At 71.3% G+C, this 13,879-nt stretch carries 13 protein-coding genes and 1 pseudogene; 8 read left to right on the top strand and 6 right to left on the bottom strand.

Annotated features, from left to right (window positions below; translation table 11 throughout):
- Positions 1-27: 27 nt before the first annotated feature.
- Positions 28-687, bottom strand: a complete 660-nt coding sequence (locus ACGFYN_RS31280; protein WP_393869257.1) for a TetR/AcrR family transcriptional regulator — start codon at positions 685-687, stop codon at positions 28-30.
- Positions 688-994: 307 nt separating this feature from the next.
- Positions 995-2,216 (bottom strand): annotated as a pseudogene (locus ACGFYN_RS31275) (RNA-guided endonuclease InsQ/TnpB family protein).
- 179 nt (positions 2,217-2,395) lie between these two features.
- Between ACGFYN_RS31275 and ACGFYN_RS31270 the strand changes: the two are divergent.
- A complete protein-coding gene (locus ACGFYN_RS31270) occupies positions 2,396-2,959 on the top strand; it encodes a beta-class carbonic anhydrase (protein WP_393869256.1) in 564 nt (187 codons plus the stop codon).
- 2 nt (positions 2,960-2,961) lie between these two features.
- Here the strand turns inward: ACGFYN_RS31270 and ACGFYN_RS31265 are convergent, their stop codons facing one another.
- The gene (locus tag ACGFYN_RS31265; protein ID WP_393869255.1) at positions 2,962-4,194 is read right to left on the bottom strand and encodes an MFS transporter; all 1,233 of its coding nucleotides are present in this window, start codon (positions 4,192-4,194) and stop codon (positions 2,962-2,964) included.
- Between the two features lie 91 nt (positions 4,195-4,285).
- On the opposite strand from ACGFYN_RS31265, the gene ACGFYN_RS31260 reads away from it, so the two are divergent.
- A complete protein-coding gene (locus ACGFYN_RS31260) occupies positions 4,286-5,185 on the top strand; it encodes an NAD-dependent protein deacetylase (protein WP_393869254.1) in 900 nt (299 codons plus the stop codon).
- Between the two features lie 58 nt (positions 5,186-5,243).
- Here the strand turns inward: ACGFYN_RS31260 and ACGFYN_RS31255 are convergent, their stop codons facing one another.
- A complete protein-coding gene (locus tag ACGFYN_RS31255) occupies positions 5,244-6,083 on the bottom strand; it encodes a SigB/SigF/SigG family RNA polymerase sigma factor (RefSeq protein WP_393869307.1) in 840 nt (279 codons plus the stop codon).
- Between the two features lie 710 nt (positions 6,084-6,793).
- On the opposite strand from ACGFYN_RS31255, the gene ACGFYN_RS31250 reads away from it, so the two are divergent.
- Positions 6,794-6,886, top strand: a complete 93-nt coding sequence (locus ACGFYN_RS31250; RefSeq protein WP_393869253.1) for a hypothetical protein — start codon at positions 6,794-6,796, stop codon at positions 6,884-6,886.
- Positions 6,887-7,071: 185 nt separating this feature from the next.
- Positions 7,072-8,037 carry a YihY/virulence factor BrkB family protein gene (locus ACGFYN_RS31245; RefSeq protein ID WP_393869252.1) on the top strand — a complete coding sequence of 322 codons (966 nt, stop codon included), beginning with the start codon at positions 7,072-7,074 and terminating at the stop codon, positions 8,035-8,037.
- Positions 8,038-8,230: 193 nt separating this feature from the next.
- Here ACGFYN_RS31245 and ACGFYN_RS31240 read toward each other — a convergent pair whose 3' ends face one another.
- Positions 8,231-9,745, bottom strand: a complete 1,515-nt coding sequence (locus ACGFYN_RS31240) for a CHAD domain-containing protein (protein WP_393869251.1) — start codon at positions 9,743-9,745, stop codon at positions 8,231-8,233.
- Between the two features lie 186 nt (positions 9,746-9,931).
- On the opposite strand from ACGFYN_RS31240, the gene ACGFYN_RS31235 reads away from it, so the two are divergent.
- Together ACGFYN_RS31235 and ACGFYN_RS31230 are read left to right on the top strand one after the other, a co-directional pair.
- Positions 9,932-10,255, top strand: coding sequence for a hypothetical protein (locus ACGFYN_RS31235; RefSeq protein ID WP_393869250.1), 324 nt, complete (start codon positions 9,932-9,934; stop codon positions 10,253-10,255).
- Between the two features lie 2 nt (positions 10,256-10,257).
- On the top strand, positions 10,258-10,839 hold the full coding sequence (locus tag ACGFYN_RS31230) for a carboxymuconolactone decarboxylase family protein (protein ID WP_393869249.1): 582 nt from the start codon (positions 10,258-10,260) through the stop codon (positions 10,837-10,839).
- 338 nt (positions 10,840-11,177) lie between these two features.
- Here ACGFYN_RS31230 and ACGFYN_RS31225 read toward each other — a convergent pair whose 3' ends face one another.
- Positions 11,178-12,071 carry an oxaloacetate decarboxylase gene (locus tag ACGFYN_RS31225; RefSeq protein WP_393869248.1) on the bottom strand — a complete coding sequence of 298 codons (894 nt, stop codon included), beginning with the start codon at positions 12,069-12,071 and terminating at the stop codon, positions 11,178-11,180.
- A gap of 168 nt (positions 12,072-12,239) precedes the next feature.
- Between ACGFYN_RS31225 and ACGFYN_RS31220 the strand changes: the two genes are divergently transcribed.
- Both ACGFYN_RS31220 and ACGFYN_RS31215 read left to right on the top strand, forming a co-directional pair.
- The gene (locus tag ACGFYN_RS31220; protein WP_393869247.1) at positions 12,240-12,722 is read left to right on the top strand and encodes a hypothetical protein; all 483 of its coding nucleotides are present in this window, start codon (positions 12,240-12,242) and stop codon (positions 12,720-12,722) included.
- Between the two features lie 99 nt (positions 12,723-12,821).
- Positions 12,822-13,772 (top strand): hypothetical protein, encoded by a 951-nt coding sequence (locus ACGFYN_RS31215; protein WP_393869246.1) that lies wholly within the window; start codon positions 12,822-12,824, stop codon positions 13,770-13,772.
- The last annotated feature ends 107 nt before the right edge of the window (positions 13,773-13,879 follow it).

Here is a 13,879-nt window from a genome sequence, read left to right as displayed (position 1 = left end):
ACGGCCCCGCCGCCGCATCCCGTCGGCCTACCTGATGATTTCGCCGATCGCCATCAGCGTGCGCTCCTCCAGCTGATGGCGATCGGCGTCGGGCACCTCACGTAGCGGCCCCTGCCCGGACAGGACCGCCATGCCGTGCACGGTGGACCAGACGGGGTATTCGAGCGCGGGCCGGCGCTGCGGATCGAGTACGCCGGCGTCGACCAATTCATCCAGCGCGGACCGGAGTTGGCCCAGGGGCGAGCGGTCCGTCCCGGACGCGTCGCCCTGCGTCGGGTAGGCGTGCTGCTGCGGCAGCGCGAACGCCGTGGCGAACCAACCCGGCTCCTCACGCGCGAACGCGAAGTAGGCCGTTCCGATGGCCCGCAGCCGCTCGCCCGCCGCAGCGGGATCGCCATGCCTTCCGGGCACGCGTGCCACGCCTTCGGCCATCCGGCCGGCGAGCTCGCCGATCGCCGCCGCGCACACCGCGGCGAGGAGTTCGTCCCGGTCGGCGAAGTGACGGTAGGCGGCGTTGGGCACCACGCCCACGATCCGCGTCGCCTCGCGCAGGACCACCGCGTCCGGGCCGCCGCTGCGGGCGAGTTCGAGCCCGGCGGCGACCAGCCCGTCCCGCACCGCGCCGCGCGGCCGCCGCTTCCGCGCTGGTGCCGCAGATGCTTCCGCTGCTGCCCGATCAGGTGTCACGAGCGCCAGAATAGCAATAGTGGACACTGTCCACCGATCTCGCTAAAGTGGACGGCGTCCACTAACGCGACGCGGAATTGCGCCGACCCGGTCGGCCCCCGGCCCGACCGTTCAGCAGGACGGAGAAGCACCTTGACTCCTCCCCCTCCTGAAGGACTCCGTTGGCAAAAGGGCAAGGCGGGCAGCGAAGCTCGACTGCCGACCGGAAGTGGATCAATCGACCTGCAGTTTCACGCCCCGAGGCGATCTTCCCGGCCGGTAGTTTCTCCCTTTCCCAACGGAGTCCTGAAGAAGGGGGATTCCTAGCTCACGTTGCCTGCGGGCCCGGCGGACCAGCAGGTCTTCCACGATCAGCACTAGCCGGGACAGAGACCAGCCCGGACCAGCATCACGCGGGCCGAGTTCTTGTCCCTGGGGGACACGGCTCCGCACGCGGTGCAGGTATACGTTCGTTCGGAAAGAGGGAGTGCGTGCTTGGTTCTCGCTCCGCACGATGCGCAGTCCATCGTGGTTTGCGCCGGGTGGACCAGGTGCACGGCGCGGCCGTGCTTGCGGCCCATCTCAATCAGGGCCTTCTTGGTGGCGCCGATCGCGGCGTCCGCCGCCTTGCGCGCCATCGTGGACTTCGCCAGGAATCTGGGGCGGAAGTCCTCCACGGCCAGCGCGTCATGCTCGTGCACGACCCGCTTGGCCCACTTGCGGGCGGTGTCCTGCCGCTGCCGGGCCACCTTCTGATGCAACTTGGCGGTCTGCCGCTTCCCCTCCCGATAGCCTCGCGAGGCGGCCTGGCCTTTCGCGGGGCGGCGCCGGGCCATCATCCGCTGGTAGCGGGCGAACTTCGGCGCGCCCGCCTTCCCGTGCCGCGGGTGGGGCAGGTCGTGGGCGTCACTCGTGGTGGTGGCGATCTCCCTGACACCCCAGTCGATCCCGATCACCTGGCCGGTTTCGGGCAGGCGTTCGGCCTGAGTCCGGACGACGAAGGACGCCCACCAGTGCCCCACGCTGTCGCGGTACACGCGCACGCTGGAGGGCGGCGTGGGCAGCTCGCGCGACCACACCGGCAGCACCACGATCCCGCCGGCCAGATGCAGGCGGCCGTTCTTCAGGCGGAACCCGCGCCGGGTGTACTCCACCGTGGGCAGCGCCTCCCGCTTCTTCTTGTGCCTGGGCATCCCGGCCCGCTGCCGCATCGGCAACCCCGCAGTGATGTCCTTCAAGGCCTTCGCCCGGGACCTGCCGAAGTCGCGGATCACCTGCTGCTGGGGCACACACGCACCCTCGGCCGGCCACGGCGTCACCGCACGGGCCGCGGTCAGCATCTTCGCCAGCTGCACCGGCCCACACGACGCCTTCTCGCCGCTTGTCCGGTTGCACGCATGATCCGTCTTCGCCTTCACCACGCATTCATTCCAGACCCACCGGCACCGATCCCACTCGGCCTCCAGCTGACGCCGGGCCGTCTTCGACAGGCGCACACGGAAGGTGTACCGGGCATACCCGGACCCCTGCGTGCTCGCCTCAACGGTCATGCACCCGAACCTACCTGGGAGGACTGACAGTTGAGAGCTCCCGATCACAGCGGGCCCGCCCACGTCGCCGTAGAAACGGCTTTTCGCCCTGAAGGCGAAACCCTGCCCCCTGCCCTGCTCCGCAGGAGCTCGTTCCCTCCCCCGGCCGAATCCGGGGGTATCCACGAAGGAGAACGCTGATGACCAGGCTGGCTCACCTCCTCGACCACAACGAGCAGTTCGCCCGTGACCACACCCCGGTCCCACTCGGCCTGCCCACCACGCGGCTGATCCTCGTCACCTGCCTCGACCACCGCATCGACCCCGCCGCCGTCCTCGGACTCCAGCCCGGCGACGCGCCCGTCATCCGCAACGCGGGCGGACGCGTCACCCAGTCGGTGATCGGCGACATCGCCTACCTGGCCTTCCTGGCCGAGTCCTTGCTCGGCGCGACCGGCCCGCTCTTCGAGGTGGCAGTCCTGCACCACACCCAGTGCGGCACGGGATTCCTCGCCGACCCCGAGTTCCTGCGGCGGGCCACACGGGCGACGGGCGTCGCCGAGGCGGTGCTGAGCGGGTCCCAGGTGGCCGAACCGGACAGCACGGTCCGGGAGGATGTCGAGCGCCTGCTCGCCTCACCGCTCGTGCCGCCGACGGTGTCCGTCTCAGGGCACGTCTACGACATCGAGACGGGACGCGTGACGACCGTGACCGATGCCCGGTATCCCGAGGAGGCCGCCACAACAGGCGCCCGTAGGCAGTGAGTTCAGTTCACCGGCACCGGCACCGGCTCGGCGGCCGGCCGGGGCATGGGCCGACCGGCGGCGGCCCGGCGCGCGACCGGCCCCATGGCGTACGCCGCCAGCACCATCAGCAGGCCCAGCGCCAGCCAGCCCGACGCTCCCCAGCCCAGCAGCAGCGTCGTCACCACCAGCGGGCCCAGCGTGCGGGCGACCGTCACGCCCGTACCGAAGAAGCCCTGGTACTCCCCCATCCGGTCGGCCGGTGCCAGGCCGAAGGACAGCTGCCACGATCCCGCCGACTGCTGCATCTCCGCGACGACCTGGAGCGCCGCACCGACGACCATGATCACTGCGGCGGGCCAGGCCGACCGCCCCGTCGACAGCGCGAACACCGCGCACGACGCCAACATCACCAGCCCGGACCGGCGTAGCACCTTCAGCGCACTGCCGAGCCCGGTCACGGCCCTGGCCGTCCGCACCTGGAACAGCGTCACCGCAAGGGTGTTGAGCACGAACAGCCCCGAGGCCAGCCAGGCCGGCGCCCCGGTCCGCTCGGTGATCCACAGCGGAAGCGCCAGGCTGAGCAGCGGCAATCGCAGCAAGAGCACGGCGTTGAGGAGGGCGAGCAGGGCGTACGGGCGGTCGCCGAGGACCGCGGTCCGCCGACCGTCGCCGGCCGCCGCGCCAGCGGTCATGACCTTCACGGCGGGGAGCCGCAGCAGAAGCAGCGCGCAGACCAGGAAACAGAGGGCGTCCAGTGCGAGCACGCCCCGGTACGCCGCCGCCGTCCCGACGCTGAGTGCGCCGCCGCCGAGCGCCGCGCCCATGGCCAGTCCGCCGTTGAGCGTCGATTGCAGGCGGGCCAGCAGCCCCGTGCGTTCCTCGGCCGGCACCAGTGCTGCCAGCAGGGCCTGGCGGGCCGCCGCGAGCCCCGACTGAGCGGCGGCGTACAGACTGGCCGTGACGACGAAGGCCACGAATCCCGAGACCAGCAGGAAGGTTGCGATCGCCGCCGCGGTGGCCAGGGCGAGCAGCACCGCCGTGCCGCGGGGCCCGCGGCGGTCCGCGAGCCGCCCGAGCGGCACTCCGACCAGCGAACCGAAGCCCCAGGCGAGGGTCAGCCCGAGCCCCACCCGTGCGGGAGCGAGATGGGCGACCTGGGTGAAGTACAGCGCCGAGGTCACGTAATAGGCGCCGTCGCCAATGGAGTTGGCGAGCTGTGCGAGGGCCAGCAGGCGTCCCGGTCGATTGGTCATGACGATGACGGTATTGCCTTAATGGATCGCTGATCAGGCCCAATCACGAGGTGATTTCTTGGCCCAATTACACCTCTCGTACCCTTGCGGCATGCGCATGCGCCCCACTCTGAGCTGGACCCCTACCGAGGAGCTGCCTGCGGGCACCACGGATCTGGGGCCGGTCGCCGACGTGCTCAGCACCGGTGGTGTGCTGGTCCTCAGTGGGGCCGGCATCTCCACGGAGTCGGGCATCCCCGACTATCGGGGCGAGGGCGGAAGCCTGAGCCGGCACACCCCGATGACGTACCAGGACTTCACGGCCGGGGAGCAGGCTCGGCGCCGGTACTGGGCACGCAGTCACCTCGGATGGCGCACGTTCGGCCGCGCCCGTCCCAATGCCGGGCACGAGGCCGTGGCCGCGTTCGGGCGGCACGGTCTGCTCTCGGGGGTGATCACGCAGAACGTCGACGGACTGCACCAGGCCGCCGGCAGCGAGGGCGTGGTGGAACTGCACGGAAGCCTGGACCGGGTGCGCTGCCTGTCGTGCGGCGTCCTCAGCCCACGGAACGACCTCGCCCTCCGGCTGGAGGCGGCCAATCCGGGCTTCGATCCGGTGGCCGCCGGCATCAACCCGGACGGCGACGCCGACCTCACCGACGACCAGGTCGGCGACTTCCGCGTGCTGCCCTGCACGGTCTGCGGCGGCATCCTCAAGCCGGACGTGGTGTTCTTCGGCGAGAACGTACCGCCGCAGCGGGTGGAGTACTGTCGCGCGCTGATCCGTGAGGCGTCCGCGCTGCTGGTCCTGGGCTCGTCGCTCACGGTGATGTCCGGGCTCCGGTTCGTCCGGCAGGCCGCCCAGGCCGAGACCCCGGTCCTGATCGTCAACCGGGATCCCACCCGGGGCGACAAGCATGCCCTCACTCGGGTCGCGCTCCCGTTGGGAGCAGCCCTCACCACCGTGGCCGACCGGCTGGGCATCGCCGTCGACGGCCAGGCGGTGGCCTGACCTGCCGAACGGGACGCCCAGCAGGCCGACCGAACGGGACGTCCAGCCGGTCCGACGCTCAGTCCGTGGTCAGCAGGCCCTCGCGCAGGCGGCCCAGGAGACGGGTGAGCAGGCGCGAGACGTGCATCTGCGAGACTCCGAGGCGCTCGCCGATCTCGGCCTGCGTGCGCTCCTCCACGAAGCGCAGGTGCAGGATCAGGCGATCGCGTTCGTCGAGTTCGTGGATCAGCGGTGCCAACGCGTGGTACTCCTCCACGAGTTCGAGCGCCGCGTCCGCGCTGCCGATGAAGTCCGACAGGACGCTTTCGCCGTCCTCGCTGCTGGAGATGGCGGCGTCGAGGGAGGAGGAGTTGTAGCCGTTGGAGGCCACTCGTGCCTCGATGACCTCCTCCTGGGAGAGGCTCATCAGCTGCGACAGCTCGGCGACCGTCGGGGTCCGGCCGAGGCGGCTGCTCAGCTCCTCCGTGGCCTGGGCCAGTTGGACCCGGGCCTCCTGGAGCCGACGCGGCACATGGACGGCCCAGGAGGTGTCGCGGAAGAACCGCTTGATCTCGCCGACGATGTAAGGGATCGAGAAGGAGGTGAACTCGACCTCGCGCGCCACCTCGAACCGGTCGATCGCCTTGATCAGCCCGATCACGCCGACCTGGACGATGTCCTCCATCTCCTGCGGCCCACGGCTGCGGAACCGTGCGGCGGCGTAGCGCACCAGCGAGATGTTCATCTCGATCAGCGTGTTGCGGGCGTACTGGTGCTCCTCCGTGCCCTCTTCCAGCACGGCCAGCCGCGCCAGGAAGTGACGGGTCAGCTCGCGGGCGTCCTTCGGAGCGACGTGAATGGCATCGGCGACCTCCGACAGCTGTTCCGCACGGGCCTCAGTCGTCAACACCGGCGTCATCATGGGTGCCTTCCCTCATATCCCTGGTATTCGAAGCGGCTGGTCAGCCGCTCGCTGCCGACTACCCCTGATTCTCGTTTTCATCGGTCCTTCACGCACCTCAGCGAACACCTGGCCGAATTCGATCGCCCGTCGGGGCGCGCAGCAGGCGGTTCCGCCCCCGGTCGGGCAGGTGCGTGCGCACCAGGTCGCCCGCGAGGACGAGGCCGTATTGCGGCGTGTCCACGGCAATACGGTCGTGGCCTCCGACCGGAAACAACGGGCAGTCCTGCCGCCATTCGTGACGCTCGTCGAGGGATCTCCGTGCGTCGCGTGTCTCCAGCTGACGTCGCCAAGGGGCGATATCCGGCCATGCCCAGGACGTCGATCCGGTCCGCGAGGGAGCGGTCCAGCCAGCGGAGGGAGACGAGGGAGGCCGCGGCGCCGTGCAGCCGGCCGATACGTTCACGCCACGCCGCGTAGCCGAATTGGGGCGCCCGGGCGAGCAGGGTGCGCAGTCCGGGGGCGCCGAAGGCCAGGACCATACTGTCGTGCCGCGTCTCCTGTCGGTCGGTGACGAAGGTGAAGGCGCCGTCCGCGGTAGGCACCACGTGCCAGACCGGCGTGGAGGTGTGATCGTCATGCCCATCACCGATGGATGACCGAGCCGCGGCCCCTCCCCTCGGGACGGACGAGCGTGGCTGCCCCGCGCCGCCGTCGTCCAAACGGTCGTGGCCTCGTCCGAGCGCCCCGGCTTCACCGCGGCCCGCGCGGCGGCACCGGTGCTGCGCCGCCTCGTGGCGTCGACGGCCGGACGCCTGTGACGCGACGACCAGGTCCATGCGGAACGCCGCCCACCGATGCCCTCCACAGGCCGCCTCCCCGGCTGACCCTCCTGGTCCCGGAATCAGGCTCCCGGGTGCAGACCGTTGAAGCGGCCGTTCGGGGGCAGTCGGAACAGACACACGCCGGTGAGACGACCCGGTCCGGTGGAGGGAGCCTGCCCGCGATGGGAACGGCCGTACACGTCCCGCAGACCAGGGACATGATCGGGGAGGAGCTCTCCGGCGACGAGGCGCTGACCGCACTGCGGCACTACGGCGGCATACGGCTGCTGGTCGACTCCTTCGCCCGGTTCCGCTACGCCGACGGCTTCTCCCACGCACGCGCCCTCGGATTCCAGATCGTGGTCGGCCTGGTCCCGCTCACCCTCGCTCTCGTCGGCCTCGCCACGTCCGTGCACACCGACGCGGTGGGCCGGATCGTCGAACGGTCCCTCGGTGACATCGTGCCCGGTACCGGTGCCCAGGTGCTCAAGGAGGCGTTCGCCCGCTCGCGGCAGAGCGCGCACGGCGACGTCTGGAGCACCCTCGCACTCTGGCTGGGCCTCGCCTTCGCCCTGCTCAACCTCGCCTCGGCGATGGGCCAGATCGAGCGAGGCGCCAATCGCATCTACGGCATCGAGCGGGACCGCCCCTTCACCCACAAATACGGCCGTGCGCTGCTGCTCGCGATGGCGGCCGGCCTGCCGATGGTGCTCGGGTTCGTGGTGCTGGTGGCCGGAGAGCCGGTCGGTGACGCCATCGCCACGACCCTGGGCTCGCCCGACGACACGGACCACTGGTGGGCCGCCCTCGAGATCCCGGTCGGACTGGCGCTCGCGTGGATCGCCTCCGCCGTGATCTTCCGGTGGTCACCGCGCCGCAGGCAGCCCGGCTACACCTGGCTCGCCTTCGGCAGCGGGGTCCACCTCGTCCTGTGGGTCGCGGCCACCTGGCTGCTGGCGCTCTACGTCGGCAAGAGCAGCTCATTCGGAGCCGTCTACGGGCCCCTCACCGCCTTCGTCGCCCTGATGCTGTGGGCCAACGTCACCGGCGTCGCCCTCTTCCTCGGCATCGCCTTCGCCGCCCAACTGGAAGCGGCGCGCGCCGGCATCACGTCGGCGGTGCGTCCGGATCCGGGGCCCGGCAACTGACGCGACAGTCGAGGGCCACAGCCGAGGGCCACACCTCCTGCCGACATGTCGGCTCCAAATTGTGCAGGACGACGCTCCCGTGACATCGGCGCGGGGGGGGGGGGGGGCGGCGGCCCCCCCCCCCCCCCCCCACCCCCCCCCCCCCCCCCCCCCCCCCCCCCGCGCCGGTGCCTGCCCTCAACCTGCTTTCGCGCTAGGCGAGATGGGCCTTCCTGGCGCGCTTCCAGGCCTTCGGCAGCTGACGTACGCGTGCCTCACCCGCGGTCTTCTCCTCGCCGTGCAGCACGCCCCAGGTGAAGCCGGGCTCGCCTGCGGCGTGGGCCGCGATGGCCAGGTGGCGCAGAAGGTCGCGGGCCACGACGCCGTCGTGGTGGTCGCCGCTGATCTGCTGCACGGTCTTCACACGCTTGCCGAGGCGCTTCGCGGGCTTGCCGAGGGCCGGGCGGGCCGCCTCCGTGGCGTAGCGGACCCGCTTGGCCGCCTTGCGGGCGTGGTGGATGCCGGCGTCGCGCTCGGTGCCCGTGGGCAGCGCCAGCGCGCGGTCCATGCGGCTGCGCAGCCGCCCCTGTTCCTTGGCGATCGCCTTGGCCAAAACCTTCTTGGGCTTGCCCGACGCCTTGGCACGCAGGGGCGGATCCTCGAGCAGCCGGGTCAGCGACTCCAGCAGCTCCAGATAGCGGGGCGAGGCCAGCGCCGCGAGCGTACGGCGGCGGGCTTCCGCCTGCTCTGCGGCGTCCCAGGCCTGCAACCGCGCGCTGACCGGACCGAGGACGATCTCGCCGGGCAGCTCCTTCACGCCTGCCGTCAGCCGGTCCCGCAGCACCTCGTGGTCGCGTTCGGAAGCCAGCTCTCCTGCGAGCCACTTCAGCTCCGCCCGGACCGGATCGGTGACCTCGCGGTCGAGGACGGAACGGTAGGACCGCAGACAGCCGCGCAGCCGGCGGGTCGTGGTGCGCATCTGGTGCACCGCGTCCGGTCGGTCGCGCCGTACCGCCGGGTCGAGGTCGGCCAGGGCCCGCACCAGGCGTTCGATGTAGCCCTGGACGTACGCGCCGGCCGAACCCGGCTCGATGCGGCCGTCCAGATCCCCGTCGGGGGCCGGTGTCGTCTCCTGCAGTGCCCGGGCGACCTTGGACGGGCTGGATGCCCGCTCGATGCCGTTCTTCCGCAGCACCTTCTCGACGCGCTTCAGTAGCTTGGGGTCCGCGCCCTCGGCGAGCTCGACCTCCATCTCCGTCCACATGGCATGCAGACCGGACACGAGCCGGGAGTCCGCCCGGACCGAGTCGAGACTGAGCTCGGCCACGGCGACGCCCTCGGCATCGAGCAGATCGCGCAGGGAACGGGTGGAGCGGATCCGCACCACCGGTCGCAGCGGTGCTCCACGGGTGCGGGACAGCGACAGTTCCCGAAGTTCGTCCGGAACGTCCTCGGACAGCGGGAGGCGAACCTCCTCCCGGCTGTCCCCGGACAGGGGGAGCTTGAGATGCCACCCCGCGTCCGTGCCGCCGGTCCTGCGCCGCAGACTCGCACCGCCACTCGTCAGGCGCAGGTCCTCGGTGTCGTAATAGACGGCGTCCAACTCATGAATTCCCCGGTCGGCCACCGACACGACCGGCCCCACACCGGCCAGCTCGGACAACCAGGAGATGTCATCGGCCGCAGGCGCCGCGTACTTGCGTTCTGTTTCCTGTATCGACTGGGCCATACCTTCCGGCTGTACCGGATCGCGGGGATCAAACCGGCTGGAGAGCGAAATGCCTGGCATTGGCGTAACTGCGGTTCCGCCGCGACATTTGCGTGCACCGATCGGCCGCATGTCACACGCGGCGCCCGGCGATCGTCGTAGACATGTGGAATGTCGACCCGACGGCAAAGGGAGGCGGACAGCATCGTGGTGGATGAGGACAAGAAGCGGGCGGCGCAGCAGGCGCTGGTCAAGCGGGTGCTCGGCGGGGAGGGCAAGGCTTCTGCGGAGCAGCGGGCGGTTGCCTTCCGCAACGGCGGCGGGCTCGCGCCGCCGCTCGACGCGCTGATCGGCAAGGTCGTGGACGCGCCTGCGCAGGTCGGCGCTGCCGACCTGGCGGCGGCGAAGGCGTCGGGGTGCACGGAGGACGAGCTGTTCGAGCTGGTGGTGTGTGCCGCGGTCGGCCAGTCCGCACGGCTGTACGACGCCGGGCTGGCGGCCCTGGTCGAAGCGACCGCCGAGGAGGCCTGATCATGAGACTTGACGTCCTCAACCACGGCTACGCCCCCGGAACCAAGCTGCTCTTCGCGATCATCCGGTTGTTCTCCCGGCAGCCGGTGCCCGACGCCGCGAAGCTCGTCTTCTACCGGCCCGATTTCTACGGCACCCACGCCAAGGCGTTCACGCACGAAGCGATGCGCGGGCCCTCCGACTGGTCGGTGGGCGACCGCGAGCTGATGGCGGCCTACGTGTCCAAGGTGAACGAGTCCGCCTTCTGCGTCGGCGCGCACACCGCGACCGCCGGGCAGGCCTACGGGGACGGCAAACGGGTCGCGGCGGTGCTGGACGACCTGGAGACGGCGCCCGTCGCAGAGCCGCTGCGGGCCACGTTGCGGATGCTCGGCAAGCTGACCCGGGAGGGGAAGGTCGGCGCCGAGGACATGCGGGAAGTGCTGGCCGCCGGTGTCTCGCCCCAGCAGGTCAGGGACGCGCTCGCGGTCTGCGCCGCGTTCAACATCACCGACCGGCTCGCCGATGCCTTCGGATTCGAACTGCTCAGCCCTGAAGGGTTCGAGGCTGGGGCCAAGTATCTGCTCAAGAGGGGTTATCAGTAGGCGGGGCAATCAACCGCGCCGACGTGGGCACTCGGTTGCCATGCGAGCGGAAGCGCACGGTGAGCGGAACCCGTCCGGAAGGCCGGAGCGTTTCACGACCTCTCGGGAAGTCGCCGCAGAACTCGTGGCGACGGCACGTGAGTTGGTGCTGCGCCAGCGTCAGCTCAAGGAAGAAAACCTGCGGCTCGTGGAAGAGTGCCGGCGCATCACTGAGGGGCGGACCCGGCCTCGCGGATCGCGCAAACCGGAATGAGCTGAGTGACCCGTGGCGGGCTCACCCTGCGCCACTCTCACCATCCGCTGCTCCTGCGGAGGCCCCAACAGCACGCTGCCGTAGGTCAGTTGTGGTCGTAGCGCTCCCCCAGGCCGAGCGCCTCCGGCAGGCCGACCGTCGTGAAGAAGTCGTCGAGTCCGGGCAGGTGCCGTACGGCGTCGACGGGCGTGCCCGCTGCCGCGACCTCGGCGAGAACGTCCCGCACGGCCGTCGTCGCGGCGAGGAGTGTCGACAGCGGGAAGATGACCAGGCGATAGCCGAGTTCGGCGAGGCGGGCAAGGTCGGTGGGCGGGGTCTTGCCGCCCTCGGCCCAATTGAAGAGCAGCGGGGTGTCCGGGAAGGCCGCCGCGGCCGCCTCGATCTCGGCGTCGGTCTGCAGCGCCTCGATGAAGAGCATGTCGGCGCCGGCGTCGCGGTAGCGCCGGGCTCGCTCCAGTGCCGCGACGAAGCCTTCCACGGCCCGGGCGTCGGTACGGGCGATGATCACGAAGTCGGGGTCGTCGCGGGCCTCCACGGCAGCCTCGATCTTGCCGGCCATGGTGCCCGCCGGAATCACCGCCTTGCCCTCCATGTGGCCGCAGCGCTTGGGGGCCGGCTGGTCCTCCAGGTGGATCGCGGCGACGCCGGCGGCCTCGTACTCGTGGACGGTGCGGATCACGTTGATCGCGTTGCCGTAGCCGGTGTCGGCGTCCGCGATCACCGGGACGCCGACGGCCGAGACGATACGGCGGGCGGCGTCCGTCATCTCGCTCATGGTGAGCAGGCCGATGTCGGGTCGGCCGAGCAGGGAGGCAGTGGTGCCGAAGCCGGTCATGTACACGACCGGGAAACCCGCCTGTTCGACGAGCAGAGCGCTCATCGCGTCGTACGCTCCCGGCGCGAGCACCGGGCCGGGCCCGCGCAGCAGCTCCCGTAGCCGCCGCGGCCCGCTCGTCCGCGATTCCAGCAGTCCGGCCATGGTCCCTCCTCGTCGCACGCGGGTCGCGGGTCGACGGACTGCGTACCCAGGGGGCGGCGGTCCTGCACATGGGCCCGGTCGCCTGGCCGGCGAGCCGGCGATACCCTGCCCCGGTATGGTCTGCCGGCAGGCGTCGAGTGAGATCGAACGAGAGGGACGGGTACGACCGTGGACGGCGCACAGACAGGCAGGCGGGGCGTGTCCCGGCTGCCGGCCGTGTGCGCGCTGCTGTTCGGCCTGTTCCTCATGCACGGCGCCCCGGCCACGGCGGCGGAAGGCTGCCACGGCGCCATGACCGCCGTCGCGGACTCGACGATGACGGCGACTGCGGGCACGGTTACTGCGGGCACGACGATGATCGGCGGTCACCACGCCGTCATGACGTCCCCGGCTCCTCCGGTCGTACACGACTCCGGCCCCACGGTTCGAGGTGCCGACGTGTCCGGGATGCCCGGGACGCTGTGCGTGTCGACGCCGGCTCACGACCGTGTCCCTCTGCCCGCGCCCGGTCTCCTCGCCCTTGCGGGCTCCGTAGCCCTCGTCCTGTGGGGACTCGCCCGGCTGCGGGCGGCGGCCGGTGGGACAGGGAGACGTGGGCCACCGGCAGGCGGTCGAGATCTTCTGCTTCAGGTGTGCGTCGCGCGGACGTGACGGGCGCGCCGGAGCCGGCCCTGGCCGGATCCGGGACCGCGTCCTGCTCGTTTCCGCGCGCCACCGGTGTGGTGCGCCCACCCGGAAAGACCCACATCCATGCTTTCTTACCGGCCTACCGACCGGCCCTCTTCCCGTTCCACCGCGCACCGCCGCAGCCTCGTTGCGGCCGGCGCGGCCACGGCTCTCGCACTGGGCCTCGCCGCCTGCGGTTCCTTCAGCGACTCCTCGTCGTCCAAGCCCGGCATGGACCACGGTGCCAAGTCCTCCGCGTCCTCCGTCCCCAGCGGCTCGAAGTCGATGGGTGACATGCCGGGCATGGAGCGCACGGCCGCCGGCAACGGCCTGGCCGCCGCCAAGGACGGCTACCGGTTCGCCTCCAAGGAGACGACCCTGCCGTCGGGCGAGCGGGCCGCCTACCGGTTCACGGTCACGGGCCCCGACGGCAAGCCGGTCACCGGCTTCGCCGTCGACCAGACCAAGCGGATGCACTTCTACGCCGTCCGCTCCGACCTGACCGGCTTCCAGCACCTGCACCCCGCCATGGCCGCCGACGGCACCTGGACGGCCGACCTGGCCTCGCTCGCGCCGGGCTCCTGGCGCGTGTTCGCCTCCTTCACGCCCGCCGCCGGGTCAGGCAAGGACCAGGACTTCGTGCTCTCCCGGACCGTCTCCGTGCCCGGCAAGGCCACGAAGACCCCCCTGCCCGCCCCCGCCGGCAGCACGCAGGTCGACGGGTACACCGTCACCGTCAAGGGCGAGCCCATGGCGGGGATGGCGCACCCGCTGACCGTCAGCGTCGCCAAGGGCGGCAAGCCCGTCACCGATCTCCAGCCCTACCTGGACACCTACGCCCATCTGACCGCGTTCCACGAGGGCGACTCCGCGTTCGCCCACCTCCACCCGACCACCAAGGTGAGCGGCGCCCATGGCGGCCCGGAGCTGTCCTTCCACGCCGAGCTGCCCACCTCCGGCAACTGGCGGCTGTTCCTGCAGTTCCGGACCGGCGGCACGCTGCACACCGCCGCGCTGACCCTGCGCGTCGGCTGACCCTGTGGGGGGGGGGGGGGGGGGGGCGCCCCGCCGCCCCCCCCCCCCCCCCCCCCCCCCCCACCACCCGCAGCGGGAGGGCCGCGCCCCGCCCCGCGCCGGGGGAC

Source organism: Streptomyces sp. NPDC048419, assembly GCF_043200415.1.
GTDB lineage: Bacteria > Actinomycetota > Actinomycetes > Streptomycetales > Streptomycetaceae > Streptomyces.
Note: the sequence above shows the minus strand (reverse complement) of the source record. Positions and strands in the feature narration are given on the sequence as shown.

Bases quoted from the DNA above. Each gene is read 5' to 3' on its own strand.
- ACGFYN_RS31215 (WP_393869246.1), top strand. From the start codon at position 12,822: ATGCTTTCTTACCGGCCTACCGACCGGCCCTCTTCCCGTTCCACCGCG.
- ACGFYN_RS31265 (WP_393869255.1), bottom strand. From the start codon at position 4,194: ATGACCAATCGACCGGGACGCCTGCTGGCCCTCGCACAGCTCGCCAAC.
- ACGFYN_RS31230 (WP_393869249.1), top strand. From the start codon at position 10,258: ATGAGACTTGACGTCCTCAACCACGGCTACGCCCCCGGAACCAAGCTG.
- ACGFYN_RS31240 (WP_393869251.1), bottom strand. From the start codon at position 9,745: ATGGCCCAGTCGATACAGGAAACAGAACGCAAGTACGCGGCGCCTGCG.
- ACGFYN_RS31255 (WP_393869307.1), bottom strand. From the start codon at position 6,083: ATGACGCCGGTGTTGACGACTGAGGCCCGTGCGGAACAGCTGTCGGAG.
- ACGFYN_RS31270 (WP_393869256.1), top strand. From the start codon at position 2,396: ATGACCAGGCTGGCTCACCTCCTCGACCACAACGAGCAGTTCGCCCGT.
- ACGFYN_RS31225 (WP_393869248.1), bottom strand. From the start codon at position 12,071: ATGGCCGGACTGCTGGAATCGCGGACGAGCGGGCCGCGGCGGCTACGG.
- ACGFYN_RS31260 (WP_393869254.1), top strand. From the start codon at position 4,286: ATGCGCATGCGCCCCACTCTGAGCTGGACCCCTACCGAGGAGCTGCCT.
- ACGFYN_RS31245 (WP_393869252.1), top strand. From the start codon at position 7,072: ATGGGAACGGCCGTACACGTCCCGCAGACCAGGGACATGATCGGGGAG.